Origin of the sequence: Sphingomonas sp. BK036 (assembly GCF_004216825.1) — a bacterium.
Lineage (GTDB): Bacteria > Pseudomonadota > Alphaproteobacteria > Sphingomonadales > Sphingomonadaceae > Sphingomonas.
The window spans coordinates 861979-880461 of record NZ_SGXR01000003.1; the positions used below are offsets into that span (position 1 = coordinate 861979).

At 69.8% G+C, this 18483-nt stretch carries 16 protein-coding genes, 1 tRNA gene and 1 riboswitch; of the genes, 10 read left to right on the top strand and 7 right to left on the bottom strand.

Annotation, left to right across the window (positions count from 1 at the left end; genetic code table 11):
- Window position 1: 1 nt before the first annotated feature.
- A riboswitch (cobalamin riboswitch) is annotated at window positions 2–219 on the bottom strand.
- 51 nt (window positions 220–270) lie between these two features.
- From EV283_RS04080 to EV283_RS04090, 3 genes are all read right to left on the bottom strand, one after another.
- Window positions 271–2358: a TonB-dependent receptor gene (locus EV283_RS04080; RefSeq protein ID WP_130323900.1), complete on the bottom strand. Its 2088-nt coding sequence runs from the start codon at window positions 2356–2358 to the stop codon at window positions 271–273.
- 93 nt (window positions 2359–2451) lie between these two features.
- Window positions 2452–2526, bottom strand: a tRNA-Val gene (locus EV283_RS04085).
- 44 nt (window positions 2527–2570) lie between these two features.
- Window positions 2571–2948, bottom strand: coding sequence for a response regulator (locus EV283_RS04090; RefSeq protein WP_130322856.1), 378 nt, complete (start codon window positions 2946–2948; stop codon window positions 2571–2573).
- 111 nt (window positions 2949–3059) lie between these two features.
- On the opposite strand from EV283_RS04090, the gene EV283_RS04095 reads away from it, so the two are divergent.
- Complete coding sequence (locus EV283_RS04095; RefSeq protein ID WP_130322858.1) at window positions 3060–3923, top strand: N-formylglutamate amidohydrolase; 864 nt, start codon at window positions 3060–3062, stop codon at window positions 3921–3923.
- 10 nt (window positions 3924–3933) lie between these two features.
- Here EV283_RS04095 and EV283_RS04100 read toward each other — a convergent pair whose 3' ends face one another.
- On the bottom strand, window positions 3934–7089 hold the full coding sequence (locus EV283_RS04100) for a TRCF domain-containing protein (protein WP_347400199.1): 3156 nt from the start codon (window positions 7087–7089) through the stop codon (window positions 3934–3936).
- A gap of 195 nt (window positions 7090–7284) precedes the next feature.
- On the opposite strand from EV283_RS04100, the gene EV283_RS04105 reads away from it, so the two are divergent.
- From EV283_RS04105 to EV283_RS04145, 9 genes are all read left to right on the top strand, one after another.
- Complete coding sequence (locus EV283_RS04105) at window positions 7285–8148, top strand: 2-dehydro-3-deoxygalactonokinase (RefSeq protein ID WP_130322862.1); 864 nt, start codon at window positions 7285–7287, stop codon at window positions 8146–8148.
- Complete coding sequence (locus tag EV283_RS04110) at window positions 8145–8789, top strand: 2-dehydro-3-deoxy-6-phosphogalactonate aldolase (RefSeq protein ID WP_130322864.1); 645 nt, start codon at window positions 8145–8147, stop codon at window positions 8787–8789. Before EV283_RS04105 ends, EV283_RS04110 begins: the two co-directional genes overlap by 4 nt.
- Before the next feature lie 56 nt (window positions 8790–8845).
- On the top strand, window positions 8846–9967 hold the full coding sequence (locus EV283_RS04115) for an 8-amino-7-oxononanoate synthase (RefSeq protein ID WP_130322866.1): 1122 nt from the start codon (window positions 8846–8848) through the stop codon (window positions 9965–9967).
- Window positions 9964–10581 carry a dethiobiotin synthase gene (bioD, locus tag EV283_RS04120; protein WP_130322868.1) on the top strand — a complete coding sequence of 206 codons (618 nt, stop codon included), beginning with the start codon at window positions 9964–9966 and terminating at the stop codon, window positions 10579–10581. The genes EV283_RS04115 and bioD overlap by 4 nt, the downstream gene beginning before the upstream one ends.
- Window positions 10578–11837, top strand: a complete 1260-nt coding sequence (locus EV283_RS04125) for an adenosylmethionine--8-amino-7-oxononanoate transaminase (protein WP_130322870.1) — start codon at window positions 10578–10580, stop codon at window positions 11835–11837. The genes bioD and EV283_RS04125 overlap by 4 nt, the downstream gene beginning before the upstream one ends.
- Window positions 11838–11958: 121 nt before the next feature.
- On the top strand, window positions 11959–13047 hold the full coding sequence (locus tag EV283_RS04130; protein ID WP_242615771.1) for a PHB depolymerase family esterase: 1089 nt from the start codon (window positions 11959–11961) through the stop codon (window positions 13045–13047).
- A gap of 236 nt (window positions 13048–13283) precedes the next feature.
- Entirely contained in the window at window positions 13284–14654 is a 1371-nt protein-coding gene (locus EV283_RS04135) for an MATE family efflux transporter (RefSeq protein ID WP_130322874.1), read from the top strand.
- 85 nt (window positions 14655–14739) lie between these two features.
- The gene (locus tag EV283_RS04140; RefSeq protein ID WP_055881323.1) at window positions 14740–14958 is read left to right on the top strand and encodes a hypothetical protein; all 219 of its coding nucleotides are present in this window, start codon (window positions 14740–14742) and stop codon (window positions 14956–14958) included.
- A gap of 36 nt (window positions 14959–14994) precedes the next feature.
- Window positions 14995–15390 carry an MAPEG family protein gene (locus EV283_RS04145; protein ID WP_130322876.1) on the top strand — a complete coding sequence of 132 codons (396 nt, stop codon included), beginning with the start codon at window positions 14995–14997 and terminating at the stop codon, window positions 15388–15390.
- Between the two features lie 3 nt (window positions 15391–15393).
- Here EV283_RS04145 and mmsB read toward each other — a convergent pair whose 3' ends face one another.
- The 3 genes from mmsB to EV283_RS04160 form a co-directional block, all read right to left on the bottom strand.
- Window positions 15394–16269: a 3-hydroxyisobutyrate dehydrogenase gene (gene mmsB / locus EV283_RS04150; protein ID WP_130322878.1), complete on the bottom strand. Its 876-nt coding sequence runs from the start codon at window positions 16267–16269 to the stop codon at window positions 15394–15396.
- A 207-nt stretch (window positions 16270–16476) separates the two neighbouring features.
- Entirely contained in the window at window positions 16477–17250 is a 774-nt protein-coding gene (locus EV283_RS04155; protein ID WP_130322880.1) for an enoyl-CoA hydratase, read from the bottom strand.
- Between the two features lie 77 nt (window positions 17251–17327).
- Window positions 17328–18371 (bottom strand): enoyl-CoA hydratase/isomerase family protein, encoded by a 1044-nt coding sequence (locus EV283_RS04160; RefSeq protein ID WP_130322882.1) that lies wholly within the window; start codon window positions 18369–18371, stop codon window positions 17328–17330.
- Between the last annotated feature and the right edge of the window lie 112 nt (window positions 18372–18483).

An 18483-nucleotide genomic window follows, 5' to 3' on the forward strand; every position in this document is an offset into this window, starting at 1 on the left:
CAGTGGATCGACCGTGACGGGCAGGTCTCCTGGCTTCCGGGTCGTCGCTGTCACCCCGCCTTCCCAGGCCGAGACCCAGTGGCGCAATCGGGGTGGCCGCTATCCGGTCACAGTTGCGGGGACAGCGCCGGTCTTGCGGATGGGGATCGTGACGACCCTGCCCGCGCACCGGCTTCCCTTTTGATCCCGTCGCCGGGAACCCTTCACAGGGTTTGCAGTAGTCGCAGGCCCTGCACGGGTCAACGCAAGCGCGGATGCGACCCTGCCCCCTCAGCGCAGGCCGTAGCGCAATCCGACCCAGATCGTCCGCGGCGTGGCGCGCTCGACGATGTTCGCGCCGCTGATCCCCGCCTCGACACGCGCATCGAACAGGTTCTCGCCGCGCAGCTCGGCAACCAGCGCGCGCGTGATCGGCAGCGCGGCATAGCCATCGAGCGTCGTCGCCGGATCCAGCACGCGCGTGTTCTGGTCGTCGTCATATTGCCGACCGATACGCCGCACGGTCAGCGACAGCGCGGCCGCATCGCGCCGCCAGTCGACCGTCCCCGACACCTGGTCGCGCGGCGTCTGCGCCGGGCGAAGGCCATCGAGCGCAGCGGTGAGCCCGGATCCCTCGACCGTCGAATTGGTGTGCGACCATGATGCCTGCACGCCGAACGGCCCCGCATCGGGGCGATACGCCGCGTCGAGTTCGAATCCGTGCGCGCGGATCGCGTCGAGATTCTGGCGGACGCGGTAGGTCGTCACCCCCGGCAGGATCTGCGGCGGGCTGGTCGTGGTGACGTTGGCGATCGCATCCTTCAGCCGGTTGTAGAAATAGGTGGCGGCGATCGTCACGCCCGGCGCGGGCGTCAGCGTGACGCCAGCCTCGATCCCCGTCAGCCGCTCGGGCGACAGCAGCGCGTTCGCCGCGGTCGCATCATTGCCGACACGGAACGGGCGGTACAGTTCGTTGAGCGTCGGCAATCGCCAGCCGCGATAGCCGGCCGCGCGCAGCGTGATCGATTCGACCGGCTGATACGCCACCCCCGCCCGGCCGGTCGTCTCATGGCCATCGCGGTCCGCGTAGCGCAGGTTGGTCAGCGCCGCGCCGCCCGCCAGCGGCCGTTCGGACAGATAGCCGCCATCGATCGACCACCAGTCGATCCGCCCGCCGAGGCTGACCGTGACGTCACCCGCCACCAAGCTGGCATCCGCGAACGCGCCCGTCGTCGTCGTGCCGCCGCCGGCCTCGCGCCGCCGCGTCGGTGCCGCGTTGACGAAGGTATACAGCTCCTGCGTCTTGCCGCTGACGTCGCGGATATCCGCGCCCAGCCGGAGCGTGATGCTCTCGCCCAGCGGCGGGAGGATCTCGATCCGCCCGCCGAGCCCGGTGGCGGGCGTATTATACTGGTCGAGCGACTGGATCGCGGTGGTGCGCGCGGCATTGATGCTGTTGAAGCTGCTCGCAAAGGCGCGCGTCTGCAGATACGCCAGCGCCGAATAGCCCCAGCGCCCGCGCCCGATCAGCCGGACGCTCGCATCGGCCCCTTCGCTCGTGTTCGCAGTGAAGTCGCTCCCCCGATCACGGCGATCGGTGAACGCGCTCGCATTCATCTGCACCTCGGTCGTCGCGCCGATCCCGATAACGGTCCGGAGCGCGCCCGACGCCTGCTCGTATGGGGCCGGACGATCGACGATCCCGCGGCTCTGCGCGACGGTCGGCGTGAACCCGTCGCCGCGCGCATAGGCCCCCGACACGGTCGCGAACCCCGATCCGCGGACGAGCGCCGCCGAGCCCTGCGCGTCGACCGAATCGCGGCTGCCATAGGCGACGCTCGCCTGGAGCGGCGCCAACTGGTCGGGCGTCGCGCTTTCGAGTTCGACCGTCCCGGCCAGCGCGCCCGGCCCCTGATAGCCGCTGCCACCGCCCCGCGTGACCCGGATGCGCCCGAGCCGCCCCGTCGCATAGGCCGGAAACGCCACCCAGCCGCCGAACGGATCCGCCTGCGGGACGCCGTCAAAGATCAGCAGCGCGCGGCTAGACGCATTGCCGCCGATCCCGCGCAGCGAAATGCCCTGGCTGGTCGGGTTGGCGCTGCGCGAATCGGATCGGCGGAACTGCTGGAGGCCGGCAACGTCGGCGAGCACGCTCTCCAGCCGGTTGCTCGCATTGGCCTGGATACGCGCGCGATCGATCGTGACGACAGCATAGGCGCGATCGCCGGGCGCGTCGGCCAGCCCCCGTCCGGTCACGACGATCTCGCGCGCGACGGCGTCTTCAGGGGCAGAGGCAGGGGCAGCGGGCTGTTCGGCGGACTGGGCGACGGCAGCACTGGAAGACAGAAGGGCGGCAGCGGAGAGCGAGAAGCGGATCATCGCCGCGCCATGCCAGCTTTTCACGATACCGGAAGCCCCAAAGCCCCGGACAGCAAAAAGCCCCGCTAACCGAATGGCTAGCGGGGCTTTCTATGGTGGGCGTGGCAAGGATTGAACTTGCGACCCCTGCGATGTCAACACAGTGCTCTACCACTGAGCTACACGCCCGCCGGAGCGCTCCACTAGCCGCGGTTATCGCGGGGTGCAAGCGTTCAATGCACGCCCGTTGCATTATCCATCTCAAACAGCCGATCCACCTCGGCGACGAGGTCGCGGAGATGGAAGGGTTTCGACAGGACGCGGGCCTGCGGCATCGCGCGCCCGGCCTTCAGCGTGACCGCCGCAAAGCCGGTGATGAACATGACGCGCAGATCGCGGCACATCTCGCCCGCCTTCTGCGCAAGCTCGATCCCGTCCATCTCGGGCATCACGATATCGGTGAGCAACAGGTCGAACGTCTGCGTCTCGAGCAGCGGAATCGCCGCCGTCCCGCGATCGACCGCGGTGACGGCATAGCCCGAGCGTTCGAGCGCCCGCGTCAGATACTCGCGCATGACCTGATCATCCTCGGCCAGCAGAATTCGCAACATCGATCTAAAGTCCTGTTTGCACGCGTGCTTTGACGCGCGGTCCTAGCCGCAAATTGGTTAACATTTCCAGGTCCATTGCCCGTCCCGGTCGGTCGGTTTAGCGTGGTCGCCATGCCGCTGTCCCCCTTCGATCGTCTGCCGTCTGCCGACCAACGGGACGCCGCGCCGCCGACCAGCCCGGTGGTGATTTCAGTGCCGCATGCCGGGCGCGACTATCCGCTTTCGCTCAAGACCGCGTTGCGCGTGCCGCTGGCGGCGTTGCTGCCGCTCGAGGACCGGCTGGTCGATGCGGTGGCCCGCAGCGCGCGGACGGACCAGGCGACGATCATCCAGCGGCGCGCGCGCGCCTGGATCGATCTCAACCGCGCGGAGGACGAGCGCGATCCGCTGATCGACGAGGGCGCGCGCGGGGTCGCGCCGGTCCAGCAATCCGCCAAGCTGCGCAGCGGCCTGGGGTTGGTGCCGCGCCGCGTCTCGGGGGCGGGCGACCTGTGGGCGCGGCGCTTTACCGATGCCGAAGTCACCGCGCGGATCGTCGCCGACCACCGCCCCTATCACGCGGCGGTCGCGGCGACGTTGCAGGCCGCGCAGGCGCGATTCGGCGTCGCCGTGCTGCTCGACCTGCATTCGATGCCGCCGCTCGGGCCGGGCGGTACGCGGATCGTGCTAGGCGACCGGTTCGGCCATGCCGCAGCGCCGCGATTCGTCGATCGCGCCGAGCGTGCCTGCACCGAGCACGGCTTTTCGGTGGCGCGCAACACACCTTATGCGGGCGGGCATATCCTCGAACGCCATGCCCGCCCCGACAGCGGCATCCACGCGATCCAGCTCGAACTCGATCGCACCGTCTATCTCGATCGCAAGCTCCACGCGCCCGGCGCGGGGTTCGCGCGGGTCGTCGACCTGGTCCAGGCGATCCTCGCCGCGCTGGCGGACGAGGCGCTCTCGACACCGCTGGCCGCTGCCGCGGAATAGACGGGCCGGATCACCCGGCCAGCGCGTCGAGCAGCGCCTCGATCTGCGCGGCGCGCTCGACCGGATCGGCGACCGCGCGCTTCAAGATCCAGCGGCCATTCTTCTCGACCAGCTCGTCAAGCGGCGCCGCGGACCGGCGATCGTGCGGCGTGAACGCGATTGCCGCAGGGCCGGCGTCGATCCGCCGGATTCCCGCTGCACAGGCGCGCAACCGGATCCGTGCAAGCAACAGCAGCTGTCGCGCCGAATTGGGGATCGTGCCGAAGCGATCCTCGAGCTCGGCCTCGAACCGGTCGAGCGCCACGACGTCCTCGAGACGGGCGAGCCGGCCGTAGAGCGACAGGCGAACCTCCTCCTCCGGGATCCAGGCTTCGGGCAGCGTGCCGCCGAGCTCGAGATGGAGGTCGGGCACCCAGTCGTCGACCTCCTCGCCGCGTGCCAGCCGCAGCGCGCGGCCGAACAGATGCTGGTACAGGTCGATCCCGATCAGCTTCATGTGCCCGGCCTGCGCCTCGCCGACCAGATCGCCCGCGCCGCGCAGGTCGAGGTCGCGCGCGCTGATCGCGAAGCCCGCGCCGAGCCGGTCAAATGCCTGCAACGTCCGCAGGCGCTTGAGCGTCGCCTCGGCGATCGTCGCGTCGCCATCGGTGAGCAGCATCACCTGCCCGCGCCGCCCGCCGCGTCCGACCCGGCCGCGCAACTGGTGCAGCTGCGACAGGCCGAACCGGTCGGCATGGTGGACGATCATCGTGTTCGCGCGCGGGACGTCTAGCCCCGCCTCGATGATGTTGGTGGCGAGCAGCACATCGCCATCGCCCGCGGCGAACCCGACCATCGCCTCGTCGATCTCGGCGGCGAGCATCTTGCCGTGCGCCTGGACGATGCCGAGTTCGGGGACGAGCTTGGCAAGCCGGGCCGCCAGCGGCGCCATGTCGTCGATCCGCGGGACCACGACGAAGCTCTGCCCGCCGCGCGCGCGCTCACGCCGCAATGCCGCGCGGACGGTGGCATCGTCGAACGCCGCGACCGCGGTACGGATCGGCTGGCGACGCGCGGGCGGGGTCGCGATCACCGACATGCCCTGCAGCCCGATCATCGCCGATTGCAGCGTCCGCGGGATCGGCGTGGCGCTAAGCGTCAGGACGTGCCCCGCGCCCAGCGCGTGCAGCTTGGCCTTGTCCGCGGTGCCGAACCGCTGCTCCTCGTCGATGACGACCAGCGCCAGATCCTTGTACGCCACGCCCTTGCCCGCGATCGCGCCGGTACCGATGACGACGCCGATCGACCCATCCGCAAGCCCGGCCTTTACACGCGTCTTTTCGGCGGTGCTCGACAGGCGCGACAGCCCGGCGACGGCAACGCCGGTCCCCTCGAACCGCCGCGTGAACGTCTCGATATGCTGGCGGACGAGGACCGTCGTGGGCGCGGTGATCGCGACCTGACGCCCCGCCAGCGCGACGGCGGCTGCGGCGCGGAGCGCGATCTCGGTCTTGCCGTAGCCGACGTCGCCGATCACGAGCCGGTCCATCGGCTTGCCGCTCGCCAGATCGGCCAGCGTGGTCGTGATCGCGCGCGCCTGGTCGGGCGTTTCGGTGAAGGCGAACCCGGCGGCGAACCGCTCATAGGCCACCCGGTCGGGGATGATCGGGTCGGTCGTCTGCGCCGCGCGCTCGGCCGCGATCGCCGCGAGATCGCGCGCGCTGTCGGCGATCGCCGCATCGATCGCGCCGCGCCGCTTCTGCCACGATGCACCGTCGAGCGTGTCGAGCGTCACCGCATCGGCGTCCGCACCATAGCGCCAGATGCGGTCGGCCTCGGCGACGGGGACGAGCCGGCGGCCTTCCTTGGCGTAGCACAGGATGATCGCGTCGCCGCCGGTATCGGGAAGGGTTTCCAGCCCGCGGACGATGCCGATCCCGAACTCCTCGTGCACGACGACGTCGCCGCAGCGCAGTTCGCTCGACAGACCGGTGAGGGCTCCCGCGCCACTCGCGGCGATCTCGTCGCCACGCGCGCGGCCGCCGAGCAGGTCTGCACCCGCGACGACGGTGACACCGGGCGCCGCAAAGCCGCGATCGATCGGTGCGACCAGCATCATCGCGGTGCCGGGCTTTGCCGCGACGACCTCCGACCAGCGCTCGACGGGCACGAGATCGATCTTCGCCCGCCGCTCGAGCCGCGGCTGTAGAAAGCGCAGGTCGCGCGGGGAGCCGACCAGCACGAGACGCGAATCGGCCAGCACGTCCTTGGCGAGCTTGGCAAACCCTCGCGCGGGATCGCGCTGTTCGACGAAACGGGGCGACGGCGTGGCATCCGGATCGATCGCGACGACGTCGCGCTTGGCGACCGCGGCGTCCCAGGACCGGGTCGCGACCAGATCGGCGCTCGCCTTGCGACGCGGCAGGCCATCGGCGGCGATCGCCATGAATCGTGCGCGACGGCGATCGACGCCGGGATCAAACGCGATCGCCGCATCGGGGAGATGCGCGAGAAGCGCGACGCCCTTCTCGACCAGCGGTTCGGTCGCGCGCCCGACCTCGACACAGGCGATGTCGGCGGAGCCGAGTTGCGAGACGGGGTCATAGTCGCGCAGTGCGGTGATCCGTCCGTCCGCGAATTCGATGCGGACCGGGGTCTCGCGGTCGGCGGGAAAGATGTCGATCACGTTGCCGCGCACCGCGATCTCGCCGGGCTCGTCGATCCGGTCGTCGACGATATAGCCGATCTCGGCCGCGGTCGCCGCGAACGCCTCGACGTCGAGCGTATCGCCGACCTCAAGCCGGGGTGGCGCCGCATCGAACGAAGCGGGTTCGGGATAGCGCACCGCGGTCGCCTCGGCGGTGGTCACCAGCAGGATAGGTCCGGTTTCATGCGTGGTCGCATGCCGCACGCGACGCAGCGCCGCGACGCGCAGCCCGACATTGGCGGGCGAGGCCGGCGCGTCGTCGCCCGGCAACGCATCGCTCGACGGCAGCTGGATCACCACCGCATCGGGCACGAGCGCGGCGGTGATCGCCGCGATGTCGGTCGCGCGTCGGTCGTCCAGCGCGACGTAGACCAGGCTTCCTTGCGCGAGCCGTTCGGCGATCGTCACCGCGACCGATTCGGGAGGCGCTGCCTCGATAGTGCCGGTTTCGGTCTCGGCCTGAGCGCTAATCTGAAGCACACGCATTCCTCTCGCTAGTCGGGGCTGAACGAGGGGGTTCGGTGTCTGTTCCTGTGGCGCTATCTTCGATCAGTGCGTTTCGGCCGAATGCGTCTTGCGGGGGCGGACGACTCGGTGGAGGCTGGACATGGTTGTTTTATCGTATAATTCGGAGGGCCTACGCCGTTGCGTCGCGACGGAAGCAAGGTAGCGACCATGACGTCTTTCATCGCAGTCGACTGGGGCACCTCCAACCGGCGCGCGTTCCGGATCGAGGACGGCCATGTTGTCGCGTCCGAACGCGACGATCGCGGCGCGGCGAGCGTCGCCGCGGCGGACTATCCCGCCGAGGTCGCGGGGATCCGCGAGCGGCTCGGCGACTTGCCGATGCTGCTCGCCGGGATGGTCGGATCGAACATCGGCTGGCGCAGCGTTCCCTATGTGGCCGCGCCCGCGGGTCTTGCCGACATCGCCGCTGCGATCGACCGGATCGACGAGCGCACCGCGATCGTGCCCGGGCTGTCCTACCGCGACGGGCTGCACGCGGACGTCATGCGCGGCGAGGAGGTCCAGCTGCTCGGCGCGGTCGCGGCCGGGCTCGTGCCTGCGGAGGCGCTGCTGTGCCAGCCCGGTACGCACTGCAAATGGGCGACGGTCGAGCGCGGCGCGATCACGCGCTTCACCACCGCGATGACTGGCGAGCTGTTCGCGCTGCTCCGCACGCACGGCGTCCTCGCCCGGCAGCTCGGCCATCCGGTCGAGCCGGGGGCTGCGTTCCTCGCCGGCGTCGCGGAGGGGGCGAAACGCGACCTCGCTGCGAGCCTGTTCGCGATCCGCGCGCGCGGCGTGCTCGGGCTTGCCGACGACGCGGACGCGGCCTCGTTCGCGAGTGGATTGCTGATCGGCGCGGATACCGCCGCGCGGATCGAGGCCGGCACGACGGTCCATATTCTCGCCGACCCAGCGCTCGGCGCACTCTATGCCGCGGCGATCGTTGCGCTCGGCGGCACGTCGCACGCTATCGACAGCCAGGCCGCGTTCGTGGCCGGCATCACGCGCATCAAGGATCTTGCAGCATGATTTCCGCCACGCCCCACCGCCAGGCCTTTGACGACGCGTTCGCGCGCTGCCCGCTGATCGCGATCCTGCGCGGCGTGACGCCCGACGCGGTGGAGCCGATCGGCGACGCGCTGGTCGAGGCCGGGTTCACGATCCTCGAAGTGCCGATGAACTCGCCCGATCCGCTCGACAGCATCGCCCGCCTCGCGCGCCGGCTCGAAGGCCGCGCCGTCGTCGGGGCGGGCACGGTGCTGCGAGTCGAGGACGTCGCGGCGGTCGGCGCGGCGGGTGGCACGCTCATCATCGCGCCCAACGCGAACGTGCAGGTGGTCGCGGCGGCGGCCGAGCGCGGCTATGTCGCGCTGCCCGGCATCGCCACGCCGACCGAGGCGTTCGCAGCGCTCGACGCGGGCGCGGCCGCGTTGAAGCTCTTCCCCGCCGAAGCCGCCAGCCCCGCCGTGCTGAAGGCGATGCGCGCCGTGCTTCCCAAGGGCACGCGCGTGCTGCCGGTCGGCGGAATCGTGCCCGAGATCATGGCCGAGTGGCGCAAGGCGGGCGCGGCAGGCTTCGGCCTCGGCTCCGCGCTCTATGCGCCGGGCATGACTGCGGCAGAGGTCGGCGCGCGCGCCGCGCGGTTCATCGCGGCGTTGCAGGCGGGCTGACCGCGCGATCGCGCCGCACTATCGTCTTCGCGCCGCGTAGCGGTTAGGGCCGCGCGATGATGTTCGCCGACCAGCACCGAGACCTTGCCACGCTGACCGCCGCCGACCGGTACCGATCGCTCCGCCCGCGCGCAGGCGTCGATTTCGCGTCGAACGACTATCTCGGACTTGCCGGATCGGATCGGCTGCGCGGTGCGATGGTCGAGGGGTTGGCGCGCGGCGTGCCGGTCGGTTCGGGCGGCTCGCGATTGCTGCGCGGCAATGCGCCCGAGCATGAGGCGCTGGAGGCGGCGGCCGCGCGGTTCTTCGGGACCGAGGCGGCGCTATTCTTCGCCAGCGGGTATGTCGCCAACACGATCCTGTTCGCGACGCTGCCGCAGCGTGCCGACCTGATCGTCCACGACTCGCTGATCCATGCGAGCGCGCACGAGGGCATGCGACTGACCCGCGCCACCTGCGTGCGCGCGGCGCATAACGATGCCGGCGCGGTCGAGGATGCGATCGCCACGTGGCGCAGCGCGGGCGGCACGGGGCGAGTCTGGATCGCGGTCGAGAGTCTCTACAGCATGGACGGCGACCGCGCGCCGCTCGGCGATCTCGCGCGGGTGGCGGATCGCCACGACGCGATCTTGCTGATCGACGAGGCGCATGCGACCGGGGTGTTCGGCACGGACGGCCGGGGTCTGGCCGAGGGACTCGACGGGCGCGAGAACGTGATCACCCTGCGCACCTGCGGCAAGGCGCTGGGTTGCGAGGGCGCGCTGTTGTGCGGGCCGGCGGTGATGCGCGACTTCATCGTCAATCGCGGGCGCGGCTTCATCTTCTCGACCGCGCCGTCGCCGCTGATGGCGCTGGCGGTGGACGAGGCGTTACGGATCGTCGCGGACGAGCCGGCGCGGCGCGAGCGGCTGTGGGACCTCGTCGCGACCGCGGCGCGCGTGCTCGCGCCACACGGTGTCGCGGTGACGGGATCGCAGATCCTGCCGCTCATACTCGGGGACGCCGCGCGGACGATGCGCGTCGCCGACGCGATCCAGCGCGCCGGGTTCGACATGCGCGGGATACGGCCGCCGACCGTGCCCGAGGGTGGATCGCGGCTGCGGATATCGCTGACGCTCAACGCGACCGTCGCGGATATCGAGGCACTGGGAGCGATCATGGGAGAGGCGCTGCAATGACGATCATCGTCACCGGGACGGACACCGACATCGGCAAGACGGTGTTCGCCGCTGGCCTGACCGCCGCACTTGGCGCGCGCTACTGGAAGCCGGTGCAGGCGGGGCTGGCGGACGGCAGCGATGCGGCGTCGGTCGTCACGCTCGGCGTGCCTGCGGACCGGGTCCTGCCCGAAGCCTATCGGCTGACGACGCCGTGCTCGCCGCATCTCGCCGCCGAGATCGATGGCGTGACGATCGATCCGGACCGGCTCGCACTACCCGACGTCGACGGCGCGCTGGTGGTCGAGGGGGCGGGCGGCGTGATGGTGCCCGTCACCCGCGAGCTCATCTTCGCCGACCTGTTCGCGCGGTGGGCAAAGCCGGTCGTGCTCGTCGCCCGGACCGGGCTCGGCACGATCAACCACAGCCTGTTGTCGATCGAGGCGCTGCGCAACAGCGGCGTGCCGATCCTCGGCATCGCGTTCGTCGGCGATGCGGTCGAGGATAGCGAGGCGACGATCGCCACGCTCGGTAAGGTCCGCCGGCTCGGCCGCCTGCCCCGCCTCGATCCGCTGAACGCCGCGACGCTGGCCGAGGCGTTCGCCGCGAATTTCGACCTGGAGGCGTTCCGGTGAGCGACTCCCCCGTCTGGCACCCCTTCACGCAGCACGGCCTGCGCGAGCCGATCCCGCTCGTCACGCATGCCGAGGGCGCCGCACTCTACACGGCGGATGGCCGGCGGATCGTCGATGCGATCTCGTCCTGGTGGGTCACCACGCATGGCCATGCCAATCCGACGATCATGGCCGCTATCGCCGAGCAGACGGGCAAGCTCGACCAGATCATCTTCGCCGGCTGGACGCACCAGCCCGCCGAGGACCTTGCGCGTGGGCTGACCGCGATCATGCCGCCCGAGCTGACGCGCGTGTTCTTTTCCGACTCAGGGTCGACCAGCGTCGAGTGCGCGCTCAAGATGGCGCTCGGCTATTGGCTCGATCGCGGCGAGGATCGCCACCGCATCCTCGTGCTCGAGCACAGCTATCACGGCGACACGATCGGCGCGATGTCGGTCGGTGCGCGCGGCGTCTTCAATCGCGCCTACGCGCCGCTGCTGTTCGATGTCGGGACGATCCCCTACCCCGCCGCCGGGCGCGAGCAGGCGACTCTCGACGCGCTGGAGACGGCGTGTGCCGCGCATCCGGCTGCGTTCATCGTCGAGCCGCTGCTGCTCGGCGCGGGCGGGATGCACATCTATCCGCCGCACGTGCTGGCCGAGATGCGGCGGCTCTGTGCCGCGCACGACGTCCTGTTCATCGCCGACGAGGTGATGACCGGCTGGGGCCGCACGGGGACGTTGCTCGCCTGCGAACAGGCGGGCATCGTCCCCGATATCCTGTGCCTGTCGAAGGGGCTGACCGGCGGCGCGATCCCGCTCGCGGTGACGATGGCGACCGAGGCTATCTACCGGGCGCATTACGGCACCGACCGCGCGCGGATGTTCTTCCACTCGTCGAGCTATACCGCCAACCCGATCGCCTGCGCCGCCGCCAACGCGAACCTCGCGATCTGGCGCGACGAACCGGTACGCGACCGGATCGCCGATCTCGCCGCCCGCCAGGCCGCGCGGCTGGAATCGCTTGCCCGGCATCCACGCATCGCCAATGCGCGCCAGATCGGCACGATCACCGCGGTCGAACTGCACGGGGAAGACGGGTATCTCTCGCAGATCGGCCCGCGCCTGCTCGCCTTTTTCGGCGCGCGCGACCTGCTGCTCCGGCCGCTTGGCAACACCGTCTACGTCATGCCGCCTTATTGCATCGACGATGCCGATCTCGACCGGATCTATGCCGCGATCGGCGAGGCCTGCGACCGGCTTGGTCACGAGTCCTGACCTAGATGCTGCAGTGCAGCAACAAATAGGCTAGGGCGTGCGTTGATACGCTATCGCGGCCCCCACGGCCTGTGGTGAAAGGCCCCTAGTCTTGAGAAACATCGCCGATACCATCGCACGCATGGCCCGCGCAGGTGCGCCCGCAAGCGCGCATGATGGGCCGAGCCGCCTCGTCGCGCTGACCGCGTTCGGGACGAATCCGGGCGCACTGCTCGGCCATGTGCATGTGCCCAAAAACCTGCCGGCGGGCGCACCGCTGGTCGTGGTGCTGCACGGCTGCACGCAGACCGCGGCGAGCTATGACCATGGATCGGGCTGGTCGCGGCTGGCCGACCGCGCGGGGTTTGCGGTGCTGTTTCCCGAGCAGACGCACGCGAACAATCCCAACCGCTGCTTCAACTGGTTCGCCTCCGAGGACACCGCGCAAGCGGGCGGCGAGGCCGAATCGATCGCGCAGATGACCGAGACGATGATCGCCCGCCACGGCCTCGACCGGAACCGGGTCTATGTCACCGGCCTGTCCGCGGGCGGCGCGATGACGCTGGCGATGCTCGCGACCCGGCCCGACCTGTTCGCGGGCGGCGCGGTGATCGGCGGGCTCGCTTATGGCACCGCGACCGGCGTGTCGCAGGCATTCGACCGGATGCGCGGGCATGGCGACACCAGCGATGCCGCGCTGGTCGACCTCGTCCGCAGCGGCGCGCGCGGGCATGACGGACGCTGGCCGACCTTGGCGATCTGGCATGGCGGGGCGGATGCGACGGTGAGCGTCTCGAACGCGGACACGATCGCGAGGCAGTGGCGCGGCATCCACGGCGTCGACGCGACAGCGGTGCGCGTGGAACGCCAGGGAACCGCGGTGCACCGGATCTGGTCGGACGCACGGGGCCGCGACGTGGTCGAGGACTGGACCGTGCCGGGGATGGGCCATGGTACGCCGATCGATCCGTCGCGGGGCGAACGGCTGGGCGCCGCGGGGCCGTATATGCTCGACGTCGGGATTTCGAGCACGGCGATCATCGCCCGGTCCTGGGGTTTGATTGCCGAGACCGACGCCGCCGTCGCGGCCAAGCCCGCGGCGGTCGACCGCGTTGCGAAGATCGCGATTCCCGTGGCTCCGAAGCCCGCGGCGAAGCCTCGCACGGCGGCGCCGACGGGGATCCAGGCGACGATCGAGCACGCGCTCCGCGCCGCCGGGTTGATGCGGTAGGGCGGCTTAGCGGCGTCGCGGTCTCGGTGCGCGCGCCCCTTTCGTCATCCTGACGAAAGTCAGGACCCAGGGTTGCGGGCGAGATCCTGTGCGGCTCTGGGTCCTGACTTTCGCCAGGATGACGGGGGGGTGTGGTGAGCATGTCGCCATAAGCACGCGTCGTATCGGTCCGCGTCGATCTCTGGCGGGCATCGGTCGGTGATCGACTTGGCCGCGAACCCGGGTAAAGCCGGCGCATGACCACCCCGCCCCGCCCCTGGCGCACCGAATTCGCGGCCACGCTGACGCTCGCCTGGCCGCTCGTCGCGACCAACCTTGCCCAGGCGCTGGTCGGCGCGACCGACGTTGCGATGCTCGGGCGGCTCGGCCCCGATACGCTGGCGGCGGCGACGCTGGGGTTGAACCTGTACCTCGTCTTCCTCGTGTTCGGCATGGGGCTCACCACCGCCGCGGTGCCGATGATCGCGCGCGAGCGGGGCGCGCGGCCGCATGCGGTGCGCGATATCCGGCGGACGGTGCGCCAGACGATCTGGGTCGCCGCCACGCTGTGCATCCCGTCCTGGATCCTGCTCTGGCAGGCCGAGCCGATCCTCGTCCACCTGCTCGATCAGGACCCCGCGCTCGCGCACGAGGCTGCGCGGTTCGTGCGCGCGGTGATGTGGGGGATGTTGCCCAGCCTCGCCTTCCTCGTGCTGCGCGCGTTCGTCGCCGCGCTCGAGCGGCCGGGCTGGTCGCTGGTGGTGATGGTCGGGCTGCTGAGCGTGAACGCCGTGCTCAACTGGATGCTGATCTTCGGCCATGCCGGCCTTCCCGCGCTCGGCCTGCTCGGGTCGGGCATGGCGAGCAGCATCGCCAACGGGCTGAGCTTCGTCGCGATGGCGATCGTCATCGTCTGCGCAAAACCGTTCCGACGCTACCGGCTGCTCGGCCGGTTCTGGCGCCCGGACTGGCCGCGGTACCGCGCGGTGTGGACGCTCGGGCTGCCGATCGCGATCACGCTCGGGTTCGAATCGACCGTGTTCATCGCCGCGGTGTTCCTGATGGGGTTGCTCGGCACCGTCCCGCTCGCCGCGCACGCGATCGCGATCCAGATCGCCAGCGTCACCTTCATGGTCCCGCTCGGCATCGCGCAGGCCGCCACCGTCCGCGTCGGGCTCGCCTCCGGGCGCGGCGACCGCGCCGGGATCGGCCGCGCGGGCTGGGCCGCGTTCGCGATCGGCGAGGGGTTCATGGTGCTGACCGCCGCGCTGCTCGTGCTCGCGCCGCAACTGCTGATCGGCATCATCCTCGACGTCGACGCGCCCGCCAACGCGCCGGTGGTGGCGCTGGCGATCTCGCTGCTCGCGGTGGCCGCGGTGTTCCAGGTCGTCGACGGCGCGCAGGTGATCGGCGCGGGCATGTTACGCGGGCTGGGTGATACGACCGTGCCGATGCTGTTCGCGGCGATCGGCTATTGGGGGATCGGCATCGGCGTCGGCGCGTGGCTCGCCTTCGCGCGCGGCTGGGGCGGAGTCGGGATCTGGACCGGGCTGGCGACCGGGCTGGCGGTGGTATCGGTGCTGATGATGGCCCGCTGGCACGCGCGCGAGCGACTTGGGCTCGGCTAAGGCTCGGCTCGGCTCTTTATCCGATATTTGCGATACACAATCGTTTCAGTGTGTTAACATGCGTTACACCACTGGAGCCTGCCTTATGCCTGATCAAGACCGCATCGTTGCGATCGGGTTGCTCACGCAGCGCGACGTCTTCGCGCTCGGCCACGACCTGTCGCGAGTCTATCCGATCGACGAGGCGCCGTGCTTCGGTGCGTTGCTCGGCGCGATCGACGATGCCGACCGCGCGTTCCACCGCGCGCATGATGCGCGACAGCTTGCCAGCGCACCCCGACACGGCGCAACCTCGCGCGGGTAGCGGCGTTCGAGACCCGCACCCTTGCGGAGATCGACGATGACGCTGCCTACCGAATTGCTGCTGCTGGGCTGGTCGACGGTCCTGCTGTTCGCCTATGTCATGATCCAGGGACAGACCGCGACGCACGATCGCGGGCTCGACTGGAATGCCGGCCCACGCGACGGCGACCAGAAGCCGCTGGGCGAGATGGCCGGCCGCGCCGAACGCGCGCTGAAGAACTTCCAGGAAACCTACCCGGTGTTCGTCGCGCTCGCGCTCGGGCTGGCGGTGACCGATCGCACCGGCGGGCTCGGTGCGATCGGCGCATGGCTGTGGTTCGGCGCGCGGATCGCGTACATCCCGCTATATCTGTTCGGCATCCGCTACGTCCGCAGCCTTGCTTGGCTGGCGTCGATCCTCGGGCTGCTGCTGATGCTGATCCGCTTCCTCTGAGGCTCAGTCGCGCAGGGTGTGGATGATCGCCGAAAAGTCGAGCCCACCCTGCCCGGCCGCCGCGAACGCCTCGTAGCGCTCGGCGGCTTTCGCGCCCATCGGCGTGTCAGCACCGACGTCCTGCGCCGCGGCCATTGCGAGGCGCAGGTCCTTGAGCATCAGCGCAGCGGCGAACCCGCCCTGATAGTCATGGTCGGCGGGCGTGTCGGGGCCGATCTCGGGTAGCGGCGCATAGCTCGTCATCGACCAGCTCTGGCCCGAGGATACGCTGGCGATGTCGTAGAAGGCCTGCGCGTCGAGCCCGAGCTTGTCGGCGAGCACGAACGCCTCGCAGGTCGCGATCATCGTCGCGCCTAGGATCATGTTATTGCAGATCTTCGCCGCCTGCCCCGCGCCGTTCGCGCCGGCGTGGATGACCGCCTTGCCCATGTCGGCGAGGATCGGCTGCGCGCGATCGAACGCCTCGCGCGAACCACCGACCATGAAGGTGAGCGTGCCCGCATTGGCCGCACCGATCCCGCCCGAGACAGGCGCATCGACCGCGGCGAGCCCCTTGGCCTGTGCCGCCTCGGCGACCTGCTTGGCGGTGGCGACGTCGATCGTCGAGCAGTCGATCAGGATCGCGGAGGGCGATGCGACGCCGAACAGCGTGTCGTACACCTCGGCGACATGCTTGCCGGCGGGGAGCATCGTCACGATCGCCTCGGCACCGTCCGCGGCTTCGGCGGCGGAGGCGACGGGCAGGCAGCCCGCGGCCTTCGCCTTGGCCAGCGCATCGGCGCTCAGGTCGAATGCGCGAACGTCATGACCCTTCTTCGCGAGGTTGGCAGCCATCCCGCCGCCCATGTTGCCGAGCCCGATGAATCCGATGCGTGCCATGTTCTCTCTCCTAAATCTGCTGCGGCGACTGTGTCGCTCGCGATCCAACCCCGCCATCTGCGGCTACGTCCTGCCCCCCAAACTCCGTCATCCTGACGAAAGTCAGGATCCAGAGCCAAGACCGACACCGCCCGTAACCCTGGATCCTGACTTTCGTCAGGATGACGGGCAGCGACGATTACGGGCGGGCGGGCAGCGACGCGCCTGCTACTTGCCCGTCCAGGTCCCTGCGCGCTTCTCGACGAACGCGGCCATGCCTTCGCTCTGGTCCGCGGTGCCGAACAGCCCGTGGAACAGCCGCCGCTCGAACTGGACGCCGTGCGACAGGCTCGTCTCGAACGCCGCGTTGACCATTTCCTTGTTCGCCAGCACCGCGAGCGGCGCCATCGCGGCGATCGTCGATGCGGTCTTCACCGCCTCCTCGACCAGCTCGTCGGCGGGGATGATCCGCGAGACCAGCCCTGCGCGCTCGGCCTCGACCGCATCCATCATCCGCCCGGTCAGCACCATCTCCATCGCCTTGGCCTTGCCGACCGCATGCGTGAGGCGCTGCGATCCGCCCATGCCGGGGGACACCGCGAGCTTGATCTCGGGCTGGCCGAACTTGGCGGTGTCGGCGGCGAGGATGAAGTCGCACATCATCGCGACCTCGCAGCCGCCGCCCAGCGCATAGCCCGCGACCGCGGCGATGATCGGCTTGCGCGTCCGCGTCACCTGCTCCCAGCCGGCGAAGAAGTTGCTCGCATACATGTCGGCAAAGCCCTGGCTCTGCATCTCCTTGATGTCCGCGCCCGCCGCGAACGCCTTGGCCGAGCCGGTCAGCACCGCGCAGCCCTGCGACGGATCCGCATCGAACGCGGCGAACGCGGCGATCAGGTCGGCGAGCACCTGCGAATTGAGCGCGTTGAGCGCCTGCGGCCGGTTGAGCGTGACGAGCGTCACGCCCCCACGCTGCTCGACGAGGATCGTTTCGTAGGTCATTCACTTACTCCTTGTGTCCCCGCGAAGGCGGGGACCCAGACTGGGCTCCCGCCTTCGCGGGAGAACATTCGCCTCGATTAGCCCGGCGTCCACGCCTCGGCCTCGGGCAACGGCGCGAAGATCTGGTCGATCACGTGATCGCTCACACCCTCGGGCGTCGCCGGATCCCAGCGCGGCGCATTGTCCTTGTCGACGATCACCGCGCGTACGCCCTCGATGAAGTCATGCCGCTGCACGACATGCGCGCCGACCGCATATTCCTGTTTCATCTCGTCCGCGAAACTCGCCATCGCCGCGCCCTCGTGAAGCAGCCGGAGCGACACCTTCATCGTCTGCGGCGACTTGGTCCTGAGCGTCGCGAGCGTCTTGGCGGCCCACTCGCCACCATCGGCGTCGAGCGCGGCGTAGATCTCCTCGAGCACGTCGGATGCGAACAGCCGGTCGATATCGTCACGATGCGTCATGATCTCGGCATCGTCGGGTACGTCGGACGAACCCTCGAGGATGACGTCGATCTCGCGCGGACGCTCGACGATCCAGTCCTTCACGCTCTCGAGCTTGGCGCTTGTCAGATAATGCGTCGCCAGCCCCAGCGCCAGGCAATCGGCGCTGTTGATCCGATGCCCGGTCAGCGCGAGATACTGCCCGATCCGCCCGGGCAGCCGCGACAGATACCAGCCGCCGCCGACATCGGGGAACAGCCCGATCCCGGTCTCGGGCATAGCGAACTTCGTGTTCTCGGTCGCCACGCGGTACGTGCACGGCAACGCCAGCCCGACCCCGCCGCCCATCGTGATCCCGTCCATGAACGCGACGATCGGCTTGGCATAGACGAACAGCCGGTGGTTCATCCGGTACTCGGCATGAAAGAACGCGCGCGCCGCGACGCCGTCGCCGGCTCCCGACGCGGCGAGCATCCGGATATCCCCGCCCGCGCAAAACCCACGACCCTCGGCATGGTCCACGACGATCGCCTCGACCGACGCATCCCCGCGCCACGCCTCAAGCGCCTCCAGCACGCCTTCGCACATCGCCAGATTGAGCGCGTGCAGCGCCTTGGGCCGGTTCAACCGAATCCGGCCGACAGGCCCTTCATTCGCAACGATCAGATCATCGGTCACGACGGTTGCTCCACTGCATAGCCTCTTCGCGCCTTTGCGCCTTCGCGTGATCAAACCCTTCTTGTTCACGCGAAGGCGCGAGGGCGCGAAGAGAAAGCGTATCGCTGCGCGG

Bases quoted from the DNA above. Each gene is read 5' to 3' on its own strand.
- mmsB (WP_130322878.1), bottom strand. From the start codon at position 16,269: ATGGCACGCATCGGATTCATCGGGCTCGGCAACATGGGCGGCGGGATG.
- bioD (WP_130322868.1), top strand. From the start codon at position 9,964: ATGACGATCATCGTCACCGGGACGGACACCGACATCGGCAAGACGGTG.
- EV283_RS04135 (WP_130322874.1), top strand. From the start codon at position 13,284: ATGACCACCCCGCCCCGCCCCTGGCGCACCGAATTCGCGGCCACGCTG.
- EV283_RS04140 (WP_055881323.1), top strand. From the start codon at position 14,740: ATGCCTGATCAAGACCGCATCGTTGCGATCGGGTTGCTCACGCAGCGC.
- EV283_RS04110 (WP_130322864.1), top strand. From the start codon at position 8,145: ATGATTTCCGCCACGCCCCACCGCCAGGCCTTTGACGACGCGTTCGCG.
- EV283_RS04080 (WP_130323900.1), bottom strand. From the start codon at position 2,358: ATGATCCGCTTCTCGCTCTCCGCTGCCGCCCTTCTGTCTTCCAGTGCT.
- EV283_RS04155 (WP_130322880.1), bottom strand. From the start codon at position 17,250: ATGACCTACGAAACGATCCTCGTCGAGCAGCGTGGGGGCGTGACGCTC.
- EV283_RS04145 (WP_130322876.1), top strand. From the start codon at position 14,995: ATGACGCTGCCTACCGAATTGCTGCTGCTGGGCTGGTCGACGGTCCTG.
- EV283_RS04130 (WP_242615771.1), top strand. From the start codon at position 11,959: ATGGCCCGCGCAGGTGCGCCCGCAAGCGCGCATGATGGGCCGAGCCGC.
- EV283_RS04115 (WP_130322866.1), top strand. From the start codon at position 8,846: ATGATGTTCGCCGACCAGCACCGAGACCTTGCCACGCTGACCGCCGCC.
- EV283_RS04090 (WP_130322856.1), bottom strand. From the start codon at position 2,948: ATGTTGCGAATTCTGCTGGCCGAGGATGATCAGGTCATGCGCGAGTAT.
- EV283_RS04095 (WP_130322858.1), top strand. From the start codon at position 3,060: ATGCCGCTGTCCCCCTTCGATCGTCTGCCGTCTGCCGACCAACGGGAC.
- EV283_RS04105 (WP_130322862.1), top strand. From the start codon at position 7,285: ATGACGTCTTTCATCGCAGTCGACTGGGGCACCTCCAACCGGCGCGCG.